Source organism: Neisseria sp. P0014.S002 (assembly GCF_051958295.1).
Taxonomy (GTDB): domain Bacteria; phylum Pseudomonadota; class Gammaproteobacteria; order Burkholderiales; family Neisseriaceae; genus Neisseria; species Neisseria flavescens_B.
In genome coordinates this window covers 333,886-358,185 of sequence record NZ_JBQCVO010000001.1, presented here as the reverse complement: position 1 = coordinate 358,185, position 24,300 = coordinate 333,886, and the positions used below count along the sequence as shown (strand labels likewise).

The 24,300-nt window shown below is 48.3% G+C and carries 21 protein-coding genes; 9 read left to right on the top strand and 12 right to left on the bottom strand.

What is annotated here, in order from left to right:
* Positions 1–127: 127 nt before the first annotated feature.
* The 5 genes from ACTHSX_RS01650 to ACTHSX_RS01630 all read right to left on the bottom strand — a co-directional run bounded on the left by ACTHSX_RS01650 (position 128) and on the right by ACTHSX_RS01630 (position 5,941).
* Entirely contained in the window at positions 128–820 is a 693-nt protein-coding gene (locus ACTHSX_RS01650; RefSeq protein ID WP_009310824.1) for an ATP-binding cassette domain-containing protein, read from the bottom strand.
* Complete coding sequence (locus tag ACTHSX_RS01645; RefSeq protein WP_440376498.1) at positions 820–1,617, bottom strand: ABC transporter permease; 798 nt, start codon at positions 1,615–1,617, stop codon at positions 820–822. Before ACTHSX_RS01645 ends, ACTHSX_RS01650 begins: the two co-directional genes overlap by 1 nt.
* 103 nt (positions 1,618–1,720) lie before the next feature.
* The gene (locus tag ACTHSX_RS01640; RefSeq protein WP_440376499.1) at positions 1,721–2,641 is read right to left on the bottom strand and encodes an FRG domain-containing protein; all 921 of its coding nucleotides are present in this window, start codon (positions 2,639–2,641) and stop codon (positions 1,721–1,723) included.
* Between the two features lie 345 nt (positions 2,642–2,986).
* Complete coding sequence (locus ACTHSX_RS01635) at positions 2,987–3,964, bottom strand: ABC transporter substrate-binding protein (protein ID WP_440373445.1); 978 nt, start codon at positions 3,962–3,964, stop codon at positions 2,987–2,989.
* Between the two features lie 57 nt (positions 3,965–4,021).
* Entirely contained in the window at positions 4,022–5,941 is a 1,920-nt protein-coding gene (locus tag ACTHSX_RS01630) for a TonB-dependent receptor (RefSeq protein ID WP_440376500.1), read from the bottom strand.
* A 323-nt stretch (positions 5,942–6,264) separates the two neighbouring features.
* On the opposite strand from ACTHSX_RS01630, the gene fumC reads away from it, so the two are divergent.
* Positions 6,265–7,653 carry a class II fumarate hydratase gene (gene fumC, locus ACTHSX_RS01625; RefSeq protein ID WP_070607969.1) on the top strand — a complete coding sequence of 463 codons (1,389 nt, stop codon included), beginning with the start codon at positions 6,265–6,267 and terminating at the stop codon, positions 7,651–7,653.
* A 50-nt stretch (positions 7,654–7,703) separates the two neighbouring features.
* On the opposite strand, the gene ACTHSX_RS01620 is transcribed toward fumC, so the two are convergent.
* Positions 7,704–8,228, bottom strand: coding sequence for a hypothetical protein (locus ACTHSX_RS01620; RefSeq protein ID WP_440376501.1), 525 nt, complete (start codon positions 8,226–8,228; stop codon positions 7,704–7,706).
* Positions 8,229–8,396: 168 nt separating this feature from the next.
* Positions 8,397–9,776, bottom strand: coding sequence for an argininosuccinate lyase (argH, locus tag ACTHSX_RS01615; RefSeq protein WP_049331616.1), 1,380 nt, complete (start codon positions 9,774–9,776; stop codon positions 8,397–8,399).
* Positions 9,777–9,869: 93 nt separating this feature from the next.
* Between argH and ACTHSX_RS01610 the strand changes: the two genes are divergently transcribed.
* On the top strand, positions 9,870–10,907 hold the full coding sequence (locus ACTHSX_RS01610) for a sensor histidine kinase (RefSeq protein ID WP_049331614.1): 1,038 nt from the start codon (positions 9,870–9,872) through the stop codon (positions 10,905–10,907).
* 200 nt (positions 10,908–11,107) lie between these two features.
* Positions 11,108–13,693 (top strand): bifunctional aconitate hydratase 2/2-methylisocitrate dehydratase, encoded by a 2,586-nt coding sequence (gene acnB / locus ACTHSX_RS01605; protein WP_440376502.1) that lies wholly within the window; start codon positions 11,108–11,110, stop codon positions 13,691–13,693.
* Between the two features lie 183 nt (positions 13,694–13,876).
* On the opposite strand, the gene ACTHSX_RS01600 is transcribed toward acnB, so the two are convergent.
* Positions 13,877–15,271, bottom strand: coding sequence for a DEAD/DEAH box helicase (locus ACTHSX_RS01600; protein ID WP_440376683.1), 1,395 nt, complete (start codon positions 15,269–15,271; stop codon positions 13,877–13,879).
* A gap of 428 nt (positions 15,272–15,699) precedes the next feature.
* Here ACTHSX_RS01600 and ACTHSX_RS01595 point away from each other — a divergent pair, with 428 nt between their 5' ends.
* Complete coding sequence (locus ACTHSX_RS01595) at positions 15,700–16,032, top strand: hypothetical protein (protein WP_440376503.1); 333 nt, start codon at positions 15,700–15,702, stop codon at positions 16,030–16,032.
* Positions 16,033–16,237: 205 nt separating this feature from the next.
* Here the strand turns inward: ACTHSX_RS01595 and clpX are convergent, their stop codons facing one another.
* Positions 16,238–17,503, bottom strand: a complete 1,266-nt coding sequence (clpX, locus tag ACTHSX_RS01590; RefSeq protein WP_440376504.1) for an ATP-dependent Clp protease ATP-binding subunit ClpX — start codon at positions 17,501–17,503, stop codon at positions 16,238–16,240.
* 314 nt (positions 17,504–17,817) lie between these two features.
* Here clpX and ACTHSX_RS01585 point away from each other — a divergent pair, with 314 nt between their 5' ends.
* Together ACTHSX_RS01585 and ACTHSX_RS01580 are read left to right on the top strand one after the other, a co-directional pair.
* Positions 17,818–18,726: a serine hydrolase gene (locus ACTHSX_RS01585; RefSeq protein WP_432761053.1), complete on the top strand. Its 909-nt coding sequence runs from the start codon at positions 17,818–17,820 to the stop codon at positions 18,724–18,726.
* 109 nt (positions 18,727–18,835) lie between these two features.
* Positions 18,836–19,609 carry a M48 family metallopeptidase gene (locus tag ACTHSX_RS01580; RefSeq protein WP_440376505.1) on the top strand — a complete coding sequence of 258 codons (774 nt, stop codon included), beginning with the start codon at positions 18,836–18,838 and terminating at the stop codon, positions 19,607–19,609.
* Positions 19,610–19,672: 63 nt separating this feature from the next.
* On the opposite strand, the gene ACTHSX_RS01575 is transcribed toward ACTHSX_RS01580, so the two are convergent.
* Complete coding sequence (locus ACTHSX_RS01575; protein WP_440376506.1) at positions 19,673–20,167, bottom strand: DMP19 family protein; 495 nt, start codon at positions 20,165–20,167, stop codon at positions 19,673–19,675.
* Positions 20,168–20,280: 113 nt separating this feature from the next.
* On the opposite strand from ACTHSX_RS01575, the gene ACTHSX_RS01570 reads away from it, so the two are divergent.
* Positions 20,281–20,478, top strand: a complete 198-nt coding sequence (locus ACTHSX_RS01570) for a zinc-finger domain-containing protein (protein WP_204788175.1) — start codon at positions 20,281–20,283, stop codon at positions 20,476–20,478.
* Between the two features lie 3 nt (positions 20,479–20,481).
* Positions 20,482–20,838 carry a hypothetical protein gene (locus tag ACTHSX_RS01565; RefSeq protein ID WP_440376507.1) on the top strand — a complete coding sequence of 119 codons (357 nt, stop codon included), beginning with the start codon at positions 20,482–20,484 and terminating at the stop codon, positions 20,836–20,838.
* 6 nt (positions 20,839–20,844) lie between these two features.
* On the opposite strand, the gene mutY is transcribed toward ACTHSX_RS01565, so the two are convergent.
* Complete coding sequence (mutY, locus tag ACTHSX_RS01560) at positions 20,845–21,879, bottom strand: A/G-specific adenine glycosylase (RefSeq protein WP_440376508.1); 1,035 nt, start codon at positions 21,877–21,879, stop codon at positions 20,845–20,847.
* A 162-nt stretch (positions 21,880–22,041) separates the two neighbouring features.
* Between mutY and ACTHSX_RS01555 the strand changes: the two genes are divergently transcribed.
* Positions 22,042–23,082, top strand: coding sequence for a zinc-dependent alcohol dehydrogenase family protein (locus ACTHSX_RS01555; RefSeq protein WP_049335428.1), 1,041 nt, complete (start codon positions 22,042–22,044; stop codon positions 23,080–23,082).
* Positions 23,083–23,151: 69 nt separating this feature from the next.
* Here ACTHSX_RS01555 and trmA read toward each other — a convergent pair whose 3' ends face one another.
* The gene (gene trmA / locus ACTHSX_RS01550; RefSeq protein WP_440376509.1) at positions 23,152–24,234 is read right to left on the bottom strand and encodes a tRNA (uridine(54)-C5)-methyltransferase TrmA; all 1,083 of its coding nucleotides are present in this window, start codon (positions 24,232–24,234) and stop codon (positions 23,152–23,154) included.
* Positions 24,235–24,300 lie beyond the last annotated feature (66 nt).

The window sequence follows — 24,300 nt, the reverse complement described above, 5'->3', positions numbered from 1 at the left end:
TTTACCTGACATTTGATTCTCAATTCTACGGCTCTCTGATTTTGAGAAACCTGATCCCCTTTCCCCGTGGGAGAGGGTTAGGGAGAGGGCAACGAACCGCAAGGTTTGTCAGAAATTTAAATTCCTATCACTCATAATAATGAATCCCCTGAAACTCTCTTGCCACCACGGCTTCTTCAAAAGCCGAATCGCGTTCGGACAGCGGCGTAGGCAGGGTAATCACGTTTTGCACGTTCATGCCCTTAGTGGAAAGCAGCATGATTTCATGGCTCAGGCGTGCGGCTTCGAAGCGGTCGTGCGTTACCAGCATACACGCCATGCCCTGCCGCTCGATTTTTTCCACCAGCATGGCGACCAAAATATCGCGCAAATCGCGGTCCAAACCGACGAACGGCTCGTCCAGCAAGGCAAGGTCGCAGCCGCACAGCAGCAGGCGCAAAAATGCTACCCGTTTCGCCATGCCGCCGGACAATTCGGTCGGATATTTGTTCAAATCGCCCGCAGTCAGCCCGACTTTCGCCGCCAGCGCGATGATTTCGCCTTCATCGGGTTTGTCCATAAAAATAGCGATATTCTGCATCGCGGTCAAGTTTCCCGGCAGGCGGTTTTCCTGAAACAGAAAACCCGTTTTGCGGAAAGTATTGCGTATCGTGCCCGATTTTGGCGTTTCCAAGCCCGCAATCAGCCGCAAAACCGTCGTCTTGCCGCAGCCGCTCGGCCCGAACAAGGCTTTCACTTCACCATGTTGCAAGTTCAAACTGAAATCGCGCACGATGGGGTCGCGGAGAATTTCAAAACGCACGTTTTCAAGACAGAGCATCATCTTCTCCACGGCATAAACAAAATTTCCAAAGGTTTGGTAATCAGGTATTCAAACAGCGACACAAACACGATAACCAGCACCACATAAGCCATCACCGTCGAAGTCTCCAGCATCGCCCTTGCGTCCGCAATCCGCGCGCCCACGCCTTCGCTCGCGCCCAAGAGTTCCGCCATAATCACCACCTTCACCCCCATCGCCACAGCCACGCCGATGCTGGAAATCACATAGCCCGTCAGATGAGGGATATACAGATAACGGATTTTTTTCAGACGGCCTAATTTATAAGCGTCAAACAACTCCTCATGCTGCTTGTTCACGCTCGCCATCCCGACCGCCGCACTCGCAAACGTCAGCGGCGCAACCAATACAATAATGGTAAACAACACGCTCGGATTTCCGAACCCGAACCAAAACAGAGCCATCACTACCCAAATAATCGGCGGCATCGCCAACAAAATCGTAATCACAGGCTTGAGCAACGCCATCGCCGTCTTAAAACTGCCCGCCACCAGCCCCGCCGCCAATCCCGCTACCAGCGCAACCGAAATGCCCACCACCGACCGCCACAGCGAAATCCCGATTTCGTTTTCCTGAAAATGTTTCAATAAATCAAACGACTTTTGAAACACTTCCACCGGCGCAGGCAACATAAACTCGCCGAACACGGCGCTGCCCCACGCCCACAACGCCACCACCACCATCGCCACGCTCAGACCGGCAAAGCCACTCCAAAGGTAGTCGATGATGTAAAACAGCGCAGGCTGCGGTTTACGGATTTTATCGGTTTTAATCATGGTTTAGTTTTTTGGTAGTTATATTTTGGAGAGAATAGGCCGTCTGAAAAGGGAAGGCTGGGTTATGCTGAACATCTTGACTGAATGCAACGGACTAATTTCTTTAGGATGATAGAGATTCCTCTTGACTGGATTTAGATACTTTTTTTTTACAATACTGAGCCAAGATATCTTTTGCCTGAGAGTCTAATTCAGGAAATAGATTTTGATGACTGATCCCAAATGATTTAAGCTCCTTCTGAATATTATCTTTATCTCCCCCATTGATATATATAGGCGTATTTAGAAGAGTTTTTTTCCATTCTTCAGGTACTTTAGAACTAGTACATTTTTCACCATCCATGCCAAAAATGAGAAAACTACCTTGTTGCCGAATAATCCTTGGGTTATTCAGTTTTGCCTTAACGCATACAACACGATTTAAATCAGTGGGGTCTATCTCTGCTAGAAAACCTGGTTTATCTCCTCTAATGTCATGAATAAGCCTAGTAATATCCTTTTTTTTATTGAATTCTTCTATGCTATCATTTTGATCAATTGAGAAATCTGACTTTCTCAAACTGATTGCAGATAAAATTGATACAACATCACTATCATCATATTTTATTTGATCGTTTGGGATGTCTAAAACTACTATTTCACCTTCCTCTTCTGGATCTTTATCTGTAGCAAAGTATAACGCTACCAATATATTCGAGGTTAAGTCTAATAATCTCGTAGAGTATCCATAATGTTGTAATTTAACTAACTTTTCAAATAATGTATCCGATTGATGAAAAGAATCAGGACAATTGGTTAAAGCATCCCTAATAATGTTATCCTCATTTTCTATTAAATATTTAGGATTTCCAGGACTTTTTTCTTGATCTTCTCTGTAGATACTTGGTTTTAATATATATGATTTTTTTGGATGCCCCCTAAAAAAGCGAGTATACCCAGGCTCTGGGGATCCTAATTGTTTTAAAAATTTAGCTAATTCGCTAATTTCTTTAATTTTATTTGTTTCTTTAATTTTATTTGTCATATAAGTGTTCCTTATTCAAGTTAATGTTCGATTATTTATAAATAAATTTTATATATCTATTGAGATATAGATGTTACTAGAGTGTGATTTTTTAGGTAAGATTATGGTATGAGTTTTGATTTTTAGTGTATTTAATAAGAAAAAGTGGGCTTTGTGGTAAATTCTCATATATTATTAATATGTGCTCTCAATAATACTGTATTATTAATTTTGGATAAAGATTTTTAGTTTTATATCAATATTTTCTCTAATCTATTCAGATAATTATATTTTAATAGGCCGTCTGAAAATAGAAGATTGAATATTTACAACTATTCTACACTTTCAGACGGCCTTTCTCCCATTTTAAGCCAAGAAAAATCCGTTATCCGGCAGCTTGCCGCCCAAGAGTTTTGGGTTGAACTGCATCAGGATTTCGTAAAACTTCAAAATCTCGTTCTTCACTTCGCTGCCTTTGGTTACCGTCAGCCGCGCGCCGTCCAAGCCCATGACTAGGGCGGGTTCGGGGGCGGGGAGATAGTTTTTGCCGATTTTCGCCGCGCTTTGGCGGTTGGCCAGTATCCAGTTGAGCGCGTTTTTCAAATCCTGATGGAAGATGTCGAACTGTGCTTTGTGCGCGTGGAAATATTCTTCGTTGGCGATGATGCCCGCCATCGGAATGAGCGGTTTGGTGTCAAACGCCTGTCCCCATGCTTTTACTAAGTCAAAACCACGCACAACGTTTACGCCCATGGTTTTGCCTTTGAGCATGCTGGCTGTTGCCATCGGTTCGGGCAGGATGGCGGCGTGGTAGTCTTTGCTCAAAAACAGTCCGACTGCTTCGGGCGGCGTGGCGGTGTAAGTGATGCCGACTTTGTGCGCGTCGATTTTCAGTTTTTTCAACAAGGCTTGCAGCACGATGTCGGGCATGTCGTTTTTAAACGGCACGAGGATTTTTTTGCCGACCAAATCCTGCGGCGAGGTAATCGCGCTGCCTTTGCACATCAGCTGCGTGATGCCGTTGGTCAAAATATTGACCATGCCGACTTTTTGCCCTTGGTTGCGCAGGTTTACGCCGACATTGCTCGGACTCATCATCACTTTAAATTGTCCGCTCGCCACGCCTGCGCGAAGCTGGTCGGGTGAACGCCAGATTTTCAGCGATACATCCGCCTGTTTTGCCAGCTTGCCTTGCAACGCCGCTACGGCAATGGTTACGCTGGGCATTGCCGGTGCGCCGTACACGGTAAATTGTTCTTTACCGGCAGCCAACAATGAAGGCGAAACGCCTGCTGCTGCCAGCGCGGCGGTCATTTTTAAGAAATCACGTCTTTTCATATCCATTTTTTATCTCCTAATTCTTAATAAGCCAGTGTAGGCATTCTTTCAGACGGCCTGATTTTAAAACGTCGCGTGCAAACTCAACCAATATGTCCTGCCCGGTGCATACACTACGCTGGGTGACAGGGCGAGGACGTGGTCGCCGCTGATGTGTTCGGCGTATTTTTTGTTGAACACGTTGTTCACGCCCAAACGCAAGCCGTATTTGTCTTTGATGTTTACGCCTGCGTACACGTCGGCAACGGTAAAGCCTTTGGCGGCTTCGCGTTTGTCTATGCCCAGACCGCTTGCCGCGTCAAAATCGCCGCGCGTTTGTTTGGCGACAAAGCGTGCTGCCGCGCCGATGTTGTAGCTGCCGTGGGCAAAGTAGTTTTTGTAGTCGGCTTGGACGGCTGCTTCAAACGGACGGATTTGATAGAGCGGCCTGCCGTCGGTTTCGTTGTGTCCGTAGTTGTAGGTGGCTTTGATACCTGCCGCCCAATGCGGATTGAAGTTGTAACGCGCGTAGGCTTGCGCGGTAAATAATCGCGCGTCCACGTTGCGTGTGATGATGCCGCCGCCTTTGGAAGCCGTGCCGCTTTGTCCGTGTGCGCGGTCAAAAATAATCAGGTCTTTAACTTTGTCCGCCACAAGCGTGCCGCCCACGTTCCAGCCCGCGCCTGCCAACGAGTTCATGTAGCCGTTGTAGTAGTCGTTGCGGCTGTCGGCGGTCAGCTTGATGCGGTTGTGTTTTTCGGTTTTCAGCAGGGGATTGCCTGCGATAGCGGCGGCTGGATTTTGGTTCATCAACGCGCCGTTCATGCGGTTTTGCACGATGGCGGCAAGCGAGTTGAAGCGTTCGGTGTTGTCGCCGATTCGTTCTAAGTGAGCAAGGGAGACGCTGTATTTTTGCGTTTCAGACGGTGTGAAATCGTATTTGAGTTCGCTTGAAAAGGCATGACGGCGCACTTTACCATCGAAGTCGTAGCCGTAATGGGTTTTCCAGATTTGTTGCGCTGAGGCGAAGGCGAGATTGCGGTTCATCGGATGGGCAGGTTGCGCCGTATTTTTGCGAACGTCCGCTTCGTTGAGCTCGTAGCTTAAGCCCAAGCCCAGTTTGTGTTGGTCGTCAAACTTGTAAGACAGGGTATCGGCAATGCGCCATCGGTCGAGGTGTACATCGGCGAAACGGTAGCCGTTGAGGAAGTCGCGCATGGCGGTATGGGCGTTGCGCTCGCCGTTTTGGCTGTCGTTGCGGTAGCTGACGGCGGCGGTGTTGTGGAATTTGCCGAAATCCGCATCGTGTTTGAGCGAGAAGTCGTACACTTTGCGGTCAAGTTCTACGAATACTTGCTGCGGCGTGTTGTTTGGGCGCAGGGAATAATTGTCGGCATGGCGTTTGAGTTTGATGACGCCTGCTTCTGCGCTGACCGTATTGCTCAAATCGGCATTGCCCCAACGCGCATTGAGTTTGGCGATGTGGCGTTCGGTGTCCAATGCATCGTTGACGAACTGCGGCTGGCGGTCGTTGTTGATGTCGTCGTGTAGGTAGGTGAGGCGGTATTCCTGATTTTCAGACGGCACGAAACCGAGTACCAAAGCTTGATTAAAACGGCTGTATTTCCAATCGGTCTGATTGCCATCGCCGTCTTTGTAGCCGTTGGCCTTGGTGTGATTGAGGTTGGCTACCCCGTACACATTTGCCCCACGCGCTTGCGCGGTAACGGAATTGTAAAAACTTTTGCCGTAAAAGCCGCTGTTTGCTTTCAGCGGACGGAAGGCTTGGTCTATGTTTTCGGTAACAAAGTAATGATCGCTGCGGTCGGTGCGGTCGAATTGGTTTTCGGGGAAATAGCCTTGTGCGGCGGTTGGTGCAATCGGCTTGGGGGGCGAGAAGGTTTTGACAGGCTGGATTTCATCAGGGTCTGCCAAGGTTTCGGCAAAGCCGTTTGCAGCGGCAAAACTGCTCATTAACAAGCAAATCAAATGGTTTTGTTTCATTGTTTATATCCTGATAATCATTTTTATTTATTATGCTCTTAGAGAGAGGCAAAGTAAAGAAACGATAAAGTGTCTGAAGCCGACAAAACTTTATTGTCGGTAAGGAATGCTTTAGCCTTGAACAGAAGCCGATATAGGCTAAAAACTTTTAGAAGAAGAAAGTGCTAGCGAGGTTTGTATTTGGGTTTTATTTTGCGTTTGTGTTTTCCGTTTATAAAGCAGATAGGCCGTCTGAAAAAATATCTCTCTTTTCAGACGGCCTATTGCTGGTTATAATAATTTTACGAATCATTATTATTTCTATTTTAATGTAGGAGAAACGCATGAGTACCCGTACCGAACACGACACCATGGGCAATGTCGAAGTCCCATCCGAAGCCTATTGGGGCGCGCAGACCCAGCGCAGCCGCAACAATTTCAAAATCGGCGGCGAAACCCTGCCGCAGCCGTTGATTTATGCTTTGGCGCTGGTGAAAAAAGCCGCAGCCGCCACCAATGTTTCCCTCGGCAGGATTAAGCCTGAGCAGGCGGATTTGATTACGCAGGCGGCGGACGACGTGTTGAACGGCAAGCTCGACGGGCAGTTCCCCTTAGTGGTTTGGCAGACCGGCTCCGGCACGCAGTCCAATATGAACATGAACGAAGTGCTGGCAAACCGCGCCAACGAAATCGCCGGTACGGGTTTGGCGGCGTATCAGCCCGTTCATCCCAACGACCATGTGAACCACGCGCAATCGACCAACGACGCATTCCCGACCGCCATCCATGTCGCCGCCGCGATTGAAATCAACCGCCACCTCATTCCCGCCGTCCGCGCCCTGCGCGATACGTTGGACAAAAAAGCCCAAGCCTTCGCCCCTATCGTCAAAATCGGCCGCACACATTTGCAAGACGCAACGCCGCTGACTTTGGGACAAGAGTTTTCCGGCTACGTTTCCCAGCTTGATCACGGTTTAGGCCGTCTGAACGATGCACTTAAAGACTTGTATGAACTCGCTTTGGGCGGCACGGCGGTCGGCACGGGTTTGAACAGCCATCCCGAATACGCCGAAAAAGCCGCCGCCAAACTCGCCGAATTGTCCGGCTTGCCGTTTGTCAGCGCGCCGAACAAATTTGAAGCCTTGGGCGGACGCGATGCCGCCGTTGCTGCTTCGGGTGCATTAAAAACGCTGGCGGCAAGCCTGAACAAAATCGCCAATGACATCCGCTGGTTAGCAAGCGGCCCGCGTTGCGGTCTGGGTGAAATCAAAATCCCCGAAAACGAGCCAGGTTCGTCTATCATGCCGGGCAAAGTCAACCCGACCCAATGCGAAGCAATGACCATGGTGTGCTGCCAAGTGTTCGGCAACGACGTTACCATCGGCATGGCGGGCGCGTCGGGCAATTTCGAGCTGAACGTCTATATGCCCGTTATCGCTTACAACCTCTTGCAATCCATCCGCCTCTTGGGCGATGCGTGCAACAGCTTCAATGAACACTGCGCCGTCGGCATCGAACCCGTACCGGAAAAAATCGACTATTTCCTGCACCATTCCCTGATGTTGGTTACTGCGTTAAACCGTAAAATCGGCTACGAAAACGCCGCCAAAGTTGCCAAAACCGCCTACAAAAACGACAAATCATTGCGCGAAACCGCCATTGAATTGGGCTTGCTGACAGGCGAAGAGTTTGACGAATTGGTCGTTCCTGCCGATATGGTTCATCCGCGTTAAGCTTTAATAATGAAACATGCCGTCTGAAAATGTGTTCAGACGGCATGTTTTTATGCTGCGCTTGTCTTTTTTTCGAATAGGTCAAAAATCATTGGCGTCAGATTGACGACCATTAGAAACATTATTGAGCTCAAAAATGTACGCCAGGCATAATGCCACGCCTCCGTTCTGTCTGCTTGGGGTAGGAGCGATGCGGTATAGCGGTTGTGTAGGGTTTTTGCGGTGTCATTGTTTTCTAGATAGTCCAACGAAAGTACCAATAATTTGCCCGTGTCTTTGTGTTGTAAGAATTTGGCATGTTCAACCCAGATGCCCTGCTTGGTGTGTTCGCATAAAGATTCAATGCCGACGCAAGAGGCCAAGCTGTTTTGGTTGTTTTGCAAAATCGACAGCTCGTTTTTTTCAGCCTGCATGGCTGCGGAGGAGGTTTGATGAAGGTATGCGCTCATACCGTTGCTCTCTATTGCTTGAAAATCATGGAGCTGGCTGAATCCGCCATTTTCCCAGGCGACGAATACGGCATAGCATCCGCAGCATAGGCAGATCATGACCAATTTTAAGACAATGTTTTTCATCCTTGCTCCTTTCGTTTGAATAGGGCGGCAAAGTCAGGAGGCGTGTTTTCTCGTTTGAAGGTAATTTTAGGTTTTATCTGTTTTTATTGTGAGATTGAGTGTAACACGGGTAATCAAAAGGCCGTCTGAAAATTTTCAGACGGCCTTTTATTATGTGTTTAGATGGGGTTAAGCCAACAATTCACGCCAGCGTTTGACTTGGAAACGGACTTGTTCAGGCGCAGTGCCGCCCAAGTGGTTGCGCGCGTTTAAGCTGCCTTCGGGTGTCAGCACGCTGTAAACGTCGTCGGCAATCAAACCGCTGAACCCTTGCAAGACTTCAAGCGGCAATTCGCTCAAATCAACGCCAGCTTCATCGGCATGGCGCACGGCTTGGGCAACGACTTCGTGGCTGTCGCGGAAAGGCATGCCTTTTTTCACCAAGTAATCCGCCAAGTCGGTAGCCGTTGCAAAACCCTGCATTACGGCGGCACGCATATTGTCGGGTTTGACGGTCACGCCGCGCATCATGTCTGCGTAAATGCGCAGGGTGTCGATAAGCGTGTCGGCAGTGTCAAACAGTGGCTCTTTGTCTTCCTGATTATCTTTGTTGTATGCCAAAGGTTGCGATTTCATCAGGGTAACCAGACCGATCAGGTGGCCAATCACGCGACCGGATTTACCGCGCACAAGTTCGGGTACGTCGGGGTTTTTCTTTTGCGGCATGATGGAAGAGCCGGTGCAGAAGCGGTCGGCAATGTCGATAAAGCCGAAACGCGGGCTCATCCACAAAATCAATTCTTCGGAAAGACGGCTCAGATGAACCATAATCAGAGAAGCGGCAGCCGTGAACTCAATGGCAAAATCGCGGTCAGACACGGCATCGAGCGAGTTTTGGCAGATTTGTTCAAAGCCCAGCAGCTCGGCGGTAATTTCGCGTTGAATCGGGTAGGTAGTACCGGCAAGGGCGGCGGCGCCGAGCGGCATACGGTTGACGCGTTTACGGCAGTCGGTCATGCGCTCGAAATCGCGGCCGAGCATTTCAACATAGGCGAGCATGTGATGCCCGAAACTGACCGGCTGGGCAACTTGCAGGTGGGTAAAGCCGGGCATGACGGTTTCGGCGTTTTGTTCCGCCAAATCAACTAAGGCCGTCTGAAGGTTTTGAATCAGGCTTTGAATAACGGTAATTTGATCGCGCAGCCACAGGCGGATGTCGGTAGCGACTTGGTCGTTGCGGCTGCGGCCGGTGTGCAGGCGTTTGCCGGCATCGCCGATTTTGTCGGTGAGGCGGCGTTCGATGTTCATGTGGACATCTTCCAAATCCAGAGACCAGGAAATCGTTCCTTCTTTGATTTCTGCTATAATCTCGGCCATGCCCTGACGGATGGCGGAGAGGTCGTCTTCGCTCAAAACGCCCGACTGTGTCAGCATTTGCGCATGTGCCAGCGAGCCTTGGATGTCCCATTCTGCCAGTCGTTTGTCAAAATCAATCGAGCCGGTATATTTTTTGACCAGCTCGGAAACAGGTTCGTTAAAACGGCCTGACCAGGTTTTGTCCTTGCTCATATCAGCATCCTTAAAATATAAATAAAAAAACAGGGTCTACGTCTTCAATATAGCAGACCCGTCTATACATTATGAAAGAAAACGGTTGAAATCATGTCTATTATACGTCAAATAAACCAGAATTTCGCAGTGCCGGATTTGCGCAATTCCGCGACTTTGGTGCGCCTGCTTATTGTTTTGTTAATCAGTTTGTTTATCTTTCCGTTGATGACGGTATCGGGCGTGCCTTATCCGGAACAGATTTTCCAACATTTTTCATGGGCTTGTCCCGTCATCCTTTTAATTTTACTTAAAGTCTATTTCTTACAGGCATTTGCGCCGTCCCTGCTTCGCTCGCAGTATAGTGTCGTGGTTTCCTACGTCTCCAACCTGCTGATTTTCTTGTTTGTCGATTTAGTGATTTTGAAGACGGAGATTTGGCCGCTGATTCAACACTTCTTCTTGCTGACCTTTTTTTGTTTCAGTTTCATGTACATCGAAGCGGCCCGTCGCAACAGCCTTGCGCCTTCCATTTCCGAAGCCAGATTGAGTGCGTTGACGGCGCGTATCCGTCCGCATTTCTTGTTTAACAGCCTGAATGCCGCCATCAGCTTAATCCGTCTGCGTCCGTATGACGCAGAAACTTTGTTGGAAAATTTGGCTAACCTGTTCCGCGCGCAACTGCGCGACGGTAGTCAAAACAGTACCTTAGGGCAGGAAATCGAGTGGGCGCAGGAATATATTGCCATCGAGCAAATCCGCATGGGACATATGCGTGTACAGGTTATGTGGCAGCATCATGCGCCTGATGATGCGGAAACGCCGCATCTGCTGCTGCAACCGCTTTTGGAAAATGCCGTATTTCACGGTGTCGAATCCATCCACCGTCCAGGGATAATTACGGTATTAACAAAATTGGAAAAATCATCTATTTTCATCAGTATCGAAAATCCGTGCGGAACAGAACCTAACGAAAATACCAAGCCGCATAAAGGCAATTCTATGGCTCTGCGTAATCTGAAAGAGCGCCTGACTTTGATGTATGACACCGACGCGAAAATCAGAAACATCCAATCAGACGGCCTGTTCCGCGTTGAAATCATATTGCCGTACCGTAAAAAATCAGCCGAAGTTTCCCGTCTGTTTGGCTAAAACGCATAGAAGAGGGTGGCTTTAGATAGGTTAAACTATTAACACATTAAATAAAATAGTTTAAATTTATTACATTCAGCAACATAACTGTTCCCATTTTTTGAAAACTGGTCTATGATGCTTAAAAGGATTGTTTACAATCTTTAATTGCAAATCATTTGCAACTGCCCAGAAGAAAAAACAGAAAAAGGAACAAAGAGATGTTAGAAGCCTATCGTAAAGCCGCCGCCGAGCGCGTCGCCCTTGGTATTCCCCCCCTTCCTCTGACTGCTCAGCAGACTGCTGATTTGGTTGAACTGCTGAAAAATCCACCTGCCGGTGAAGGTGAGTTCTTGGTTGAGCTGTTGGCTCACCGCGTACCACCCGGTGTGGACGATGCCGCCAAAGTTAAAGCCTCATTTTTGGCTGCCGTTGCCGAAGGCAGCGCATCCAGTCCGCTGATTTCCCCTGAGTATGCTACCGAGCTGTTGGGTACCATGCTTGGCGGTTACAACATTCATGCACTCATCGAACTCTTGGATAACGACAAACTTGCGCCTATCGCTGCAAATGGTCTGAAACACACTCTGTTGATGTTTGACTCTTTCCACGATGTTCAAGAAAAAGCCGAAAAAGGCAACAAATACGCGCAAGAAGTATTGCAATCTTGGGCAGATGCCGAATGGTTCACTTCTCGCGCCAAAGTTCCAGAAAAAATCACTGTTACCGTCTTCAAAGTCGACGGCGAAACCAATACAGACGACCTCTCTCCTGCACCTGATGCATGGAGCCGTCCTGATATCCCTCTGCACGCGCTGGCGATGTTGAAAAACCCGCGCGACGGTATCAATCCCGACAAACCGGGTGAAGTTGGTCCGATTAAATTGTTGGAAGAACTCAAAGCCAAAGGCCATCCCGTTGCCTATGTCGGTGACGTGGTCGGTACCGGCTCTTCTCGTAAATCCGCGACAAACTCCGTCATTTGGCATACCGGCGAAGACATCCCGTTCGTACCGAACAAACGCTTCGGCGGCGTCTGCTTGGGTGGCAAAATTGCGCCGATTTTCTTCAACACTCAAGAAGACTCCGGCGCATTGCCGATTGAAGTCGATGTATCTGCTCTGAAAATGGGCGATGTCGTCGATATCCTGCCTTATGAAGGCAAAATCGTGAAAAACGGCGAAACTGTTGCCGAGTTCAGCCTGAAATCTCAAGTATTGCTGGACGAAGTGCAAGCCGGTGGCCGTATCAACCTGATTATCGGTCGCGGTTTGACTGCCAAAGCGCGCGAAGCACTGAAACTGCCTGCTTCTACCGAATTCCGTCTGCCTCAAGCGCCTGCTGAAAGCAAAGCCGGTTTCACCTTGGCCCAAAAAATGGTTGGTCGCGCCTGCGGTCTGCCGGAAGGCAAAGGCGTGCGTCCGGGTACTTACTGCGAACCACGCATGACTACTGTCGGCTCGCAAGACACTACCGGCCCGATGACTCGCGATGAATTGAAAGACTTAGCTTGCTTGGGCTTCTCAGCAGATATGGTAATGCAGTCTTTCTGTCACACTGCCGCTTATCCGAAACCTGTCGATGTCAGAACCCATAAAGAATTGCCTGCCTTCATCTCGACCCGTGGCGGTGTATCCCTGCGTCCGGGTGACGGCGTGATTCACTCATGGCTCAACCGTCTGCTGTTGCCTGATACAGTCGGTACCGGCGGCGACAGCCACACCCGTTTCCCTATCGGTATTTCTTTCCCTGCAGGTTCGGGCTTGGTTGCTTTCGCAGCAGCCACAGGCGTAATGCCGCTCGATATGCCTGAGTCCGTATTGGTACGTTTCAGCGGCAAACTGCAACCGGGCGTAACCCTGCGCGATTTGGTAAATGCAATTCCGTTGTACGCGATTAAGCAAGGTTTGCTGACTGTTGCCAAAGCCGGTAAGAAAAACATCTTCTCCGGTCGCATCCTCGAAATCGAAGGTCTGCCTGATTTGAAAGTGGAACAAGCCTTTGAATTGACTGACGCGTCTGCCGAACGTTCTGCTGCAGGCTGTACCGTGAAGCTCAACAAAGAGCCGATTATCGAGTACATGAAATCTAATATTGTGTTGATGAAAAACATGATTGCCGACGGCTATCAAGATTCGCGCACTTTGGAACGCCGTATCAAAGCCATGGAAGCATGGTTGGCAAATCCTGAATTGCTCGAAGCGGATAAAGATGCCGAATACGCCGCCGTGATTGAAATCAACATGGACGACATTAAAGAGCCGATTATTGCTTGCCCGAACGACCCTGACGACGTGTGCTTCATGTCTGAACGCTCCGGCACCAAAATCGACGAAGTGTTCATCGGTTCTTGTATGACCAACATCGGCCACTTCCGCGCCGCCTCCAAACTCTTGGAAGGCAAGAGCGACATCCCGGTACGTCTGTGGATGGCACCGCCGACCAAAATGGATGCGAAAGAGTTGTCTGACGAAGGTCACTACGGTGTACTCGGCCGTGCAGGCGCGCGTATGGAAATGCCGGGTTGCTCATTGTGTATGGGTAACCAAGCGCAAGTACACGAAGGCGCAACCGTCATGTCCACTTCTACCCGTAACTTCCCGAACCGCTTGGGTAAAAACACCTTTGTTTACCTCGGCTCGGCTGAGTTGGCGGCAATCTGTTCCAAACTGGGTAAAATCCCGACTGTTGAAGAATACCAAGCCAATATCGGCATCATCAATGAGCAGGGCGACCAAATCTACCGCTACATGAACTTCAATGAAATCGACAGCTACAACGAAGTAGCCGAGAAAGTGAATGTTTAATATAGCAAGGTAAACCGATTTTCAGACGACCTTAAATAATAAAGGCCGTCTGAAACGGAAAAATAAAGGGCGTGTTCATCACGTCCTTTTTATTTTTAGTTCAATAAAAGGCCGTCTGAAAGATAAGTTTCAGACGGCCTTTGCTTAGGATAAATAATCAGAAAACCGATTAATCAGTGTTGTTTACTTTACGCCAAAACCAGGTTGGAGCAGGGCGCAAGGCTGACGCTCGTGACGGCTGCGGCGTGTTCTGCCGGCAATTTTACCGCAGACAATACCCGGATCGTTTTTCTCTTCTACTTTTTTCGAGTTTTTGTCTGATTTATTCGCGTATTCGTTGCGTTTGTTTCTGTCATCGCGACGAGAGCGGCTATCGTTGTGCTGAACCGGTTGCGCTTCGGCTTCATCTTGATTGTCATTGCCCCACCAATGCGGCTCAAAGCCTTCGATGCGTTCCACATTCAAATCGCTGCCGATCAGCTCTTTAATGGCTTCAAACATTTTCTGTTCGGTTTTATCCATTAAGGAAATGGCAACGCCGTCGGCACCGGCCCGGCCGGTACGTCCGATGCGGTGGACGTAGTCTTCAGGTTGGGTTGGCAGCTCGTAGTTGATGACGAAAGGCAACTCGGCAATATCCAAGCCGCGCGCGGCAACGTCGGTGGCAACCAAAACGCGCAATGTACCTTCTTTAAAGGCGTTGAGGGTTTCCAGTCGGCTTTGTTGGGATTTGTCTCCGTGGATGGATTGCGCGGCAATGTTGCGACGAACGAGGTCTCGGGTAACTTGATCGACGCTTTGTTTGGTTTTGCAGAATACAATGACTTGATTCATATGCAAATCAACAATCAGACGTTCGAGCAGGTTGCGTTTTTTGAGTGCATCAACGGCAATGATGTGTTGCTCGACATTGGCGTTGGTGGTATTTTGCGCAGCCACTTCAACCATTTCGGGCGTGTGCATAAAATCTTGCGCAAGCTTGCGGATAGGCGGTGAGAAAGTGGCGGAGAAAAGCAGGGTTTGTCGCTGTTTGGGCAACATCTGCATGATTTTACGGATATCGTCGATAAAACCCATATCAAGCATACGGTCGGCTTCGTCGAGTACGACGATTTCAACTTTGTTTAAATTGATGTTTTTTTGTTTAACGTGGTCGAGCAGTCGGCCAACCGTAGCGACAACGATTTCGCAACCGGCGCGCAAGTCGGCAGTTTGTTTGTCCATATTGACGCCGCCAAAGAGGACGGTATGGCGTAAAGGAAGATTCTTAATGTATGCCTGCACGTTTTGATCGATTTGATCGGCCAGTTCGCGGGTCGGGGTCAATACTAACATGCGGACAGGATGCATGGCAGGGGAGGTGCTGGATGTGGCGTAGCGTTTCAGACGTTCGAGGCTGGGCAGCATAAAGGCGGCGGTTTTACCTGTGCCGGTTTGTGCTGCGGCCAAAAGATCGTGTCCTGCCAAGGCTTTAGGAATCGCTGCGGCTTGAATAGGCGTCGGGTTTTCATAACCCTGATCGGTGAGGGCAGAGACCAATTCGCTGCCTAAACCGAGTGAAGAGAAAGGATTCATGATGGTGGCTTTCTGTTCAGACGGCCTTTTGAATGATAGGCCGTCTGAAAAATCTGATTCTGAAATGGACAAACCGCAGTATGATGTTGATTCTGCGGTTTGAAAAAATGGGGAGCGGAATAATCCGTCAAGTAGTCCATTATGCCATAAAAAGAGGGACTCCCCAAATGATGGTTGCGGCTAGGAACAGCCATGTTTTGATATTTTTACAGTTCAAAAACAGAAAAATTTACTGGTCTGCAAGGTTTTGAGTTTATTAGGAATTAAGCATTTGTCTTAACGTCAATAGAATTAATTTATCAAAAACTTACAGGTTGAAATGAAACTAAATTGTACTCACGTACTCAATATTGAGGTGCAGAGCTTGTTTTGTAGCCTGTATCTCCCGTTTAACGGTAAACCATAAAATCAAAATTTAGGAATATACAATTATGAAAACTTTATTGATCGCTCTTGCAACCGGTAGCCTGATGTTGGCAGCTTGTTCTTCTTCTAAACCTGAAGAAGCGGCAGCGCCACGCATCACTGTTGAAGAAGCAATGACTCAATGCCAACAAGCATCTGGTGAAAATGCTGACCGTGCTGTATTTGATGCCTGCATGAAAGACAAAGGCTATCAACGTACCGCTGAATCAGCTGCCTCCGAGCCTGCTGCATCTGAGCCTGTAGCTGCTCCTGAAACTGCTGCTTCTGAAGTTGCGGTTTCTGAACCAGCCGCCAAAGCTGCCCCTGCTAAAAAAGCTGTTAAGAAAGCAAAAAAATAAGCTTCATAAAATTCAAGGAAGTCACCCTCATCAATACTCCGGATGAAGACAGACTTAGAGCAACTTGAAAACAAAGGCCGTCTGAGTATATTTCAGACGGCCTTTGTTTTTTATGTATAAGACCATTATTCAAAGATATGCTTTTGGTTTTATTAAGAAAATAAAAAAGACGTGTAACGGGTACACGTCTTTTTAGGGAATGGCCTTATTGCTTATATTCGCTGCCGTCTTCACGGAAAAGTTTTGGCTGTTCGCCTTTTTCCACGACCTCTTTATTGATGACGACTTTTGCTACGCCTTTCAAATCTGGCAGGGTGTACATGGTGTCCAAGAGGCAGCGTTCGACGATAGAGCGCAGGCCGCGCGCACCGGTTTTACGTTCCATCGCCAGTTTGGCGATGCTGCGCAAGGCGTCTTCTTCAAATTCAAGACTGACATCTTCCATTGCAAACAAGGTTTGATATTGTTTGACCAAGGCGTTTTTCGGTTCGGTCAAAATGTTGACCAAAGCATCTTCGTCCAATTCTGCCAATGTGGCAATCACGGGCAGACGGCCGATAAGCTCGGGAATCAAACCGAATTTAATCAAGTCTTCAGGCTCGACTGTTTCAAACAGGGCTGAAATATCGGCGTTTTCATCTTTGCTGTGTACCGCCGCACCAAAGCCGATACCGCCTTTTTCAGTGCGTTGGCGGATGACTTTTTCCAAGCCGGCAAATGCGCCGCCGCAGATAAAGAGGATGTTGGTGGTATCAACGTTGATGAATTCTTGGTTCGGATGTTTGCGGCCGCCTTGAGGGGGAACGCTGGCTACCGTGCCTTCAATCAGTTTCAGCAAGGCTTGTTGCACGCCTTCGCCAGATACGTCGCGCGTGATCGACGGATTGTCGCTTTTGCGTGAAATTTTATCGATTTCATCGATATAAACGATGCCGCGCTGGGCTTTTTCAACGTCAAAATCACATTTGCCCAAAAGTTTGGTAATGATTTGTTCGACGTCTTCACCGACATAACCCGCTTCGGTCAAAGTTGTGGCATCCGCCATGACAAAAGGTACATCCAGTTTGCGCGCCAAAGATTGCGCCAACAGGGTTTTACCTGAGCCGGTAGGGCCGATGAGCAGGATGTTGGATTTGGACAATTCAACCTTGCCCTCTGCTTTTGGGTGGCGCAGGCGTTTGTAGTGGTTGTAAACCGATACTGCCAACGCTTTTTTTGCGTGTTCCTGACCGATAACGTGGTCGTTGAGGTTGGCAACGATTTCGGCAGGGGTAGGCAGTTTTTTCTCGGCGTTTTCTTCTTTCGCTTTGGCAAGCTCGTTTTCAATCTCGCTGGATTCGTTGTCTTGCAGCATTATGCCGCAAGTTTCTACACATTCGTTGCAGATGAAGGCGTGTTCGCCTTCGATCAGATTTTTAACGTCGTTTTCGGACTTCCCGCAGAATGAACAGGTGCGTTTTTCTTCAGACATAATAATTTCTTCGTATGGTTGTATGGAGGCTGTGTTGTAAAGGGGGAACAGATATTTCGGGCGTATTGCCGGATTGAGGGAATGCCTCTGACAAAGGAGCCTAAGTATAATGACTATCTTGTGTTTTTTCAAATCAGAGCAGGCATTGCGCCGTATCGTCTAAGAAACAGATGCGGGCGCTGGATTTGAATATCTCGCAAACAAACGCAAAGTTTTCTCAACTCGCTTTACAATTAGCGAAAAATTTAACAGAATGTTGAATTAAATGTATTTTTTCTGAATTGGCAGATATGAAATTCTATAAAACTTTAGGAATGGTATGGACAGGTGTGGCATTGGCCTTTGCTTCTGCACCTGCTGTTGCCGATGATATGGATGTATTGGGACAATTTTTGGAGCAAAATTTCCCAGTGCAAAATGATCCGATGGAAGCTTTTGCGTTGAGTCATGCCGACCAAGTCGAAGCTCAAGCCGCTTTGGCAGGTCCTCTGCTGTCTTCGCAATCTGCTTTGATTTTCAATAATAAAACTGGTGAAGTGCTGTATCAGAAAAACCCTGATCGTGTCATGCCGATTGCCTCTATTTCCAAATTGATGAGCGCGATGGTGGTGTTGGATGCGCATCTCGATATGAACGAGCCTATCACGATTACCGAGGCTGAGATTGACCGTTTGAAAGGTACGGGCAGCCGTTTGAGCATCGGCACGACGCTGACACGCGGCGAACTGTTGCACCTGAGCCTGATGAGCAGTGAAAACCGTGCCACGCATGCGCTGGGCCGTACCTATCCGGGCGGTATGAGCGCGTTTGTTGCGGCCATGAATGCCAAAGCACAAAGCCTGGGTATGACCAGTAGCCGTTTCTATGAGCCTACCGGTTTGAATTTCCAAAACGTTTCCACTGCACGCGATTTGAACCGCATGGTTGCAGCAGCCAGCAAGTATCCGCTGATCCGCAAAAATTCTACTTCAAATTACGGCTCGGTTTGGACGACAAACGGCCGTCAAAATTACAAAAACTCTAATGCTTTGGTGCGTGAGGGCAGCTGGAATATCGAATTGCAGAAAACAGGCTATATTCGTGAAGCAGGACGTTCTATGGTGGTTAAGGCCAATGTACAGAATCAGCCGATTACCATTGTGTTGCTCAACTCTCCGTCTTCCACAACTCGCGTGAACGATGCGCGTAAGATTGAGTCTTGGATGTTGCAGCGCCGTTCTTAAAATATGACGCTTAAAGGCCGTCTGAAACCGTTCAGACGGCCTTTTGTGTAAAGTGTATTAAATTTGGGTACAATGTCGTTACATTAACTTAAAAATACAGAGAGAAAACATGTTGAAAAAATGGAATAAAAAATATTGGGCCGGCATGGGCGTGATTTTGGCGTTGACCGGCTGTACTTCTGTAGCGGATATGGTTGGCTATGATACTGCGACTTTGAATGAAGATGCTGCCAAAAGTTACTCACAAGTCATTCAAAACGCGCGTGGTCAAAAAGCTTTGGATGTTTCATCTCCAACTGCTCAACGCGTTCAACGCGTGTTTGTACGTCTGCGTCCTCATGCTGAGCGCGCCAACAAAACCGGCGTGCCTTTCAACTGGCAGATGAACGTTATCCGCAGTGATGAAATGAACGCATGGGCAATGCCAGGCGGTAAAATGGCCGTGTACACCGGTATAGTAGAGAAATTGAAGCTGACGGATGATGAAATTGCCGCCGTTGTCGGCCATGAAATGACCCATGCTCTGTTGGAACACAGCAAAAAAGCTTTGGGCGGACAAGTATTGACCGGCTTGGGCGGTTCGATTTTGGCCAGTTCAACCGGTGTGGATGGTGATTTGGTCGGCTTGGGTGCAGATTTGTTGGCGACCAAACCGTTCTCACGCCATCAGGAAAGCGAAGCGGATGCCGGCGGTGTGCGTTTGATGGCTGAAGCAGGCTACAATCCTGAGGCTGCGGTAAGCGTGTGGGAAAAAATGAACAAAGTACAGGGCGGCAGCTCATTGTCTATTTTGTCGACTCACCCGACCAATCAGGCGCGTATCAATGCAATCCGCAAAATGTTGCCTGAAGTAATGCCGATTTATCAGAAAAACAAACATTAATTCGATGTATTGATGATTTTGCCGGTTTGAACAGATGATTCAAACCAGCAAAGTTTTATGGTTTCAGTCTGACAGTTTGGCAAATTTATCCCAATTTGCCTGAACGTAGGCTGCCGCAGTTTCCAAGTCTTCGTCGGCAACGTCATAATAATCGCCGTCAAGCTCTTCAAAATCGGGAAAAGCTTTGCGGATTTCATCGAAATCTCTTTGCTCATCTGCCATTTTTTCAATGGCTTCGCCGTGTTTTTCGTACAGGGCTTTGGCTTTGTCTAAGATTTTCGGTATCGGTTTGATGCGCCAGCGGCGCAGACTGTCGGCAACCGGATTGCCGAAGATGTATTCTCCGTATCCTGAAGCGATAAGCTGTACGAAGCCGCCTTCTTGAACCTGGCTGTCGAGGTAGCAAAGGGCGGTCAATGTATGCTGTTCGTCGTTGAGGCCGGACATGTCCTCGTCGCCTGTCTGTTCGGTGTGATCCAAATAGGCTGCGCTGAGTGTATAAAGAAATGAAGCGGAATCGGAAGTATCGAAATCTTGAAGGCGGAGCAGGGCGGTCATAATCATCAAAGGCCGTCTGAAAAAAGTGATTATATAATGTTTTCAGTCTGAACCTAGCGGCCGTTTTGCTTTACAATATCGGAAGATAAGAAAACATAGTGAGGAACCAAACCATGAGTACACAGTCTGAAAAAAACCTTGTAGTCATCAAGCCGCAGGATTTGCCGCTACATTGCTCCGGCCCTAATCATGAAACATGGAACGGCCATCCGCGTGTGTTCTTGCCGATTCAGTCCAACAGTGAGATTGAATGCCCGTATTGCGGCACTTATTACCGTCTTGATGGCGAGATTCCGCATCACCATTACTGATCTATGCCTATGTTGAACAAAATCATCTGCGCTTTGTGCGTGAGTTTGTGCGCTGCGTGCGGCTCGTATAAGGCCGTGCGTCCTGACGTGCCGTTACCGGTCATTGCACAAGCGCAGACGTATTCTGTCCGTTATCAATCCGCACAAGGTCGGACGATTACTGCAATTTATATCAACAGCCACAGTCCGATGATGGTTGAGCTGCGTGAAGGCAATACAGTTGAGAAACTGGTGCAAGTCCGCTTGCGGAGTCAGGGCGTCGAGTACGCCAATCCAAGTTCGCGTTGGCAGATTGGCGATGGATTTGCCGTATTGATTCGCGGCGGAAAAGAAGTTGTATTTAAAGAGATTGTGGAATAAGGCGGTTTAGCCTTTTGCCAAATATTTGATTAAAGGTTTGGGCAAACCATAATCCGCCAAATGTTCCAATGATACCCAAAGGCCGTCTGAAAGATGTTCAGACGGCCTTTGTTGCGTCTGAAAAGGGGTAATTATCAATAAGCGGTGGGTCAGGCGGTGGGTAAACGTGGTTTGTTCTTCAAGGCCGTCTGAAACAATGCCGAAGCGTTCGGCGTAAGCATACAAATCGTCTAATTTTTCAAAACAGGGGACGCAATACAGACCGCCCCAAATGCCTTTGGCAGGGCGTTTTTCAAGCAATAATGCGCCGTCAGTGTTATGAATAATCAGCCAGTAAAGCGGTAGGGTTTGCACTTCGGGAGCAGTTTTTTTGCGGGGCAACTCGTCAATGCGGTTTTGTTTTCTTGCTTCGCAGATGTCTGCCATTGGGCATTGATGACACAAAGGTTTTGTCCGTTTGCAGACGGTTGCACCCAAATCCATCAGCCCTTGTGTATAGGCAGGCATATCGGCATTTTCAGACGGCATCAGGCTTTCGGCAAGCGTCCAAAGCGAGTTTTCAAATTTTTTGTCTTGCGGATTGCCGTCTTGGGCAAAGACACGGCAGAGAACGCGTTTGACGTTGCCGTCTAAGATGGTTTCGCGTCGGTTGAAAGCAAAGGCAGAAATAGCGGCGGCGGTACTTCTGCCTACGCCACAGAGCGTTTCCAAGTCTTTGCGCTCGGATGGAAAGATACTGCCGAATTGTCCGACGACTTGTTGCGCTGCTTTGTGCAGGTTGCGTGCTCGGCTGTAATAGCCCAAGCCTGCCCACAAGGATAAAACCTCGTCTTGCGGCGCGGCGGCAAGCGATTGCACGGTCGGGAATTTGGCTAAGAAACGCGGATAGTAGTCCAATACGGTAGCAACCTGCGTTTGTTGGAGCATGATTTCTGAAAGCCAGACAGAATAAGGATCTTTGACCTGCCAAGGCAGGTTGTGACGGCCGTGTTGGCGCTGCCAATTGATGAGTCGTCGAGCGAAGGATGTGGGAGTGTTCATTAATATTTACTTTTTAATTATTTATTTTTAAAACAATATGTTATACTATAACATATGAAATAATAATCAGAATTGACTTATCTGATGTAGGGGTATATAAATATAGTTAACGTGGATTTACGCGGTATTGTTAAAATTTATTAACCCCTCAAGGAGATTCACATGAAAGCAATGGTTTATCATGGCGCAAACGACATTCGTTTCGAAGAAAAACCTCGCCCTCAAATTATCGATCCGACCGATGCAGTCGTCAAAATCGTTAAAACCACGATTTGCGGTACTGACTTGGGTATTTGGAAGGGTAAAAACCCTGAAGTTGCCGACGGTCGTATTCTCGGTCATGAGGGCATCGGTATTGTAGAAGAAGTCGGCGATGCTGTAAAAAACATCAAAGTCGGTGATAAAGTCATTATTTCATGTGTCAGCAAATGCTGTACTTGCGACAACTGTAAAATCCAACTTTATTCACACTGCCGCAACGGCGGTTGGATCTTGGGCTATATGATTGACGGTACTCAGGCCGAATACGTCCGTACGCCTTATGCAGATAACAGCTTGGTTCCGCTGCCTGACAACGTCAACGAAGAAGTTGCCCTGCTGTTGAGCGATGCCTTGCCGACCGCCCACGAAATCGGCGTGCAATATGGTGATGTGAAACCTGGCGATACCGTATTCATTGCAGGTGCCGGCCCTGTCGGTATGTCTGCGTTGCTGACTGCGCAACTGTATAGCCCTGCCGCCATCATCGTTTGCGATATGGACGAAAACCGCTTGAAACTGGCGAAAGAATTGGGCGCGACCCATACCATCAACCCTGCTTCCGGCGATGTGAGCAAGCAAGTTGCCGCTATTGTCGGCGAAGACGGCGTAGATTGCGCCATCGAAGCGGTCGGTATTCCTGCGACTTGGAATATGTGCCAAGACATCGTGAAACCCGGTGGCCATATCGCTGTGGTTGGTGTACATGGTCAATCCGTTGATTTCAAACTGGAAAAATTGTGGATCAAAAACCTTGCCATCACTACCGGCCTGGTTAACGCCAATACCACCGAAATGCTGATGAAAGCCATTTCCAGCAGCTCAGTGGATTACACCAAAATGATGACCCACCATTTCAAATTCAGCGAATTGGAAAAAGCTTACGATGTATTCAAGCATGCTGCTGAAAACCAAGCCATGAAAGTGGTTTTGGAAGCGGATTGATTTGAAAATCGCTTAATATGCCGTTAATTAAAGGCCGTCTGAACATTCAGACGGCCTTTTTGTATGATTTTATTTTTTCTTCAACCAAACGCCGCTTTCGATATGGTGGGTAAATGGGAATTGGTCGAACAGGGCGGCGCGTTCGATGGTATGGGTTTGACAGAGCGTATCAAGATTGGTGCGCAGGGTCTCAGGATTGCAGGAAATATAGAGGACGTTGTCGAATCGGGCAACCAATTTGAGCGTCTCATCATCAACACCGGCGCGTGGAGGATCAACGAAAATAGTTGAAAAATCATAGTTTTTCAAGTCGATGCCTTGTTCTTGCAGGCGGCGGAATTCACGGTTTTGCGTGTAGGCTTCGGTAAATTCTTCCGCGGACAGGCGGGCGATTTTAAGATTGGTAATTTGGTTGGCTTCAATATTCCATTGGGCGGCATTGACGGAAGTTTTAGAAATTTCGGTTGCCAACACTTGATTGAAATGTTGCGAAAGCGGCAGGGTGAAATTGCCGTTGCCGCAGTACAACTCAAGCAGGTCTTTGCCTAAGTTTTGCGCAGCATCACACGCCCAAGTCAGCATTTTTTGGCATACTTGGGCATTGGGTTGTGTAAAGCTGCCCTCGATTTGACGATAGCGGAAGGTCTTGCCGTTGACTTCTAATGCTTCGGTCACAAAATCTTGGCTTAATACGATTTTTTGTCCGCGGCTGCGGCCGATAATGTGGATGCCCAAATTGTGCTCCAGCTCTTGTGCGGATTGTTGCCATGCTTCGTTCAGCTTCTTGTGGTAAATCATGGTAACCAGCATTTCGCCGCTTAAAGTGGACAAAAATTCGACGGCGTACCAGCGGTTTTTCAGCTCGGGATGATTGGACGCGGCTTCGATCAGTTTCGGCATCAAGGCATTGATGGATTCGGATGCGGCAGGAAATTGGTCGCAACGAATCAGGCTTGCCCCGCTTGCCTTTTGTCCGCGTTCAAACATAGCGTAAAACATTTCTCCGCCCTCATGCCAGATACGGAACTCGGCACGCATCCTGTAATGCTGTTCCGGAGATTCAAAGACTTCGATTTCAGGGAAATCCAGTCCTTGGAAAAGTTGCTGAAGATATTGCTTTTTGTCGGCTAGTTGTTGCTGGTAGGCAGTCATTGGGGCAGTCTTTCGGAAAATAATGGCGAATTATAATATAGTTGGCGCAAAGATACGAAAGGCCGT

Bases quoted from the DNA above. Each gene is read 5' to 3' on its own strand.
- ACTHSX_RS01585 (WP_432761053.1), top strand. From the start codon at position 17,818: ATGGTATGGACAGGTGTGGCATTGGCCTTTGCTTCTGCACCTGCTGTT.
- clpX (WP_440376504.1), bottom strand. From the start codon at position 17,503: ATGTCTGAAGAAAAACGCACCTGTTCATTCTGCGGGAAGTCCGAAAAC.
- ACTHSX_RS01630 (WP_440376500.1), bottom strand. From the start codon at position 5,941: ATGAAACAAAACCATTTGATTTGCTTGTTAATGAGCAGTTTTGCCGCT.
- ACTHSX_RS01555 (WP_049335428.1), top strand. From the start codon at position 22,042: ATGAAAGCAATGGTTTATCATGGCGCAAACGACATTCGTTTCGAAGAA.
- ACTHSX_RS01575 (WP_440376506.1), bottom strand. From the start codon at position 20,167: ATGACCGCCCTGCTCCGCCTTCAAGATTTCGATACTTCCGATTCCGCT.
- argH (WP_049331616.1), bottom strand. From the start codon at position 9,776: ATGAGCAAGGACAAAACCTGGTCAGGCCGTTTTAACGAACCTGTTTCC.
- ACTHSX_RS01580 (WP_440376505.1), top strand. From the start codon at position 18,836: ATGTTGAAAAAATGGAATAAAAAATATTGGGCCGGCATGGGCGTGATT.
- ACTHSX_RS01640 (WP_440376499.1), bottom strand. From the start codon at position 2,641: ATGACAAATAAAATTAAAGAAACAAATAAAATTAAAGAAATTAGCGAA.
- ACTHSX_RS01570 (WP_204788175.1), top strand. From the start codon at position 20,281: ATGAGTACACAGTCTGAAAAAAACCTTGTAGTCATCAAGCCGCAGGAT.
- ACTHSX_RS01645 (WP_440376498.1), bottom strand. From the start codon at position 1,617: ATGATTAAAACCGATAAAATCCGTAAACCGCAGCCTGCGCTGTTTTAC.
- acnB (WP_440376502.1), top strand. From the start codon at position 11,108: ATGTTAGAAGCCTATCGTAAAGCCGCCGCCGAGCGCGTCGCCCTTGGT.
- ACTHSX_RS01595 (WP_440376503.1), top strand. From the start codon at position 15,700: ATGAAAACTTTATTGATCGCTCTTGCAACCGGTAGCCTGATGTTGGCA.
- ACTHSX_RS01610 (WP_049331614.1), top strand. From the start codon at position 9,870: ATGTCTATTATACGTCAAATAAACCAGAATTTCGCAGTGCCGGATTTG.
- ACTHSX_RS01565 (WP_440376507.1), top strand. From the start codon at position 20,482: ATGCCTATGTTGAACAAAATCATCTGCGCTTTGTGCGTGAGTTTGTGC.
- ACTHSX_RS01635 (WP_440373445.1), bottom strand. From the start codon at position 3,964: ATGGATATGAAAAGACGTGATTTCTTAAAAATGACCGCCGCGCTGGCA.
- mutY (WP_440376508.1), bottom strand. From the start codon at position 21,879: ATGAACACTCCCACATCCTTCGCTCGACGACTCATCAATTGGCAGCGC.
- trmA (WP_440376509.1), bottom strand. From the start codon at position 24,234: ATGACTGCCTACCAGCAACAACTAGCCGACAAAAAGCAATATCTTCAG.
- fumC (WP_070607969.1), top strand. From the start codon at position 6,265: ATGAGTACCCGTACCGAACACGACACCATGGGCAATGTCGAAGTCCCA.
- ACTHSX_RS01620 (WP_440376501.1), bottom strand. From the start codon at position 8,228: ATGAAAAACATTGTCTTAAAATTGGTCATGATCTGCCTATGCTGCGGA.
- ACTHSX_RS01650 (WP_009310824.1), bottom strand. From the start codon at position 820: ATGCTCTGTCTTGAAAACGTGCGTTTTGAAATTCTCCGCGACCCCATC.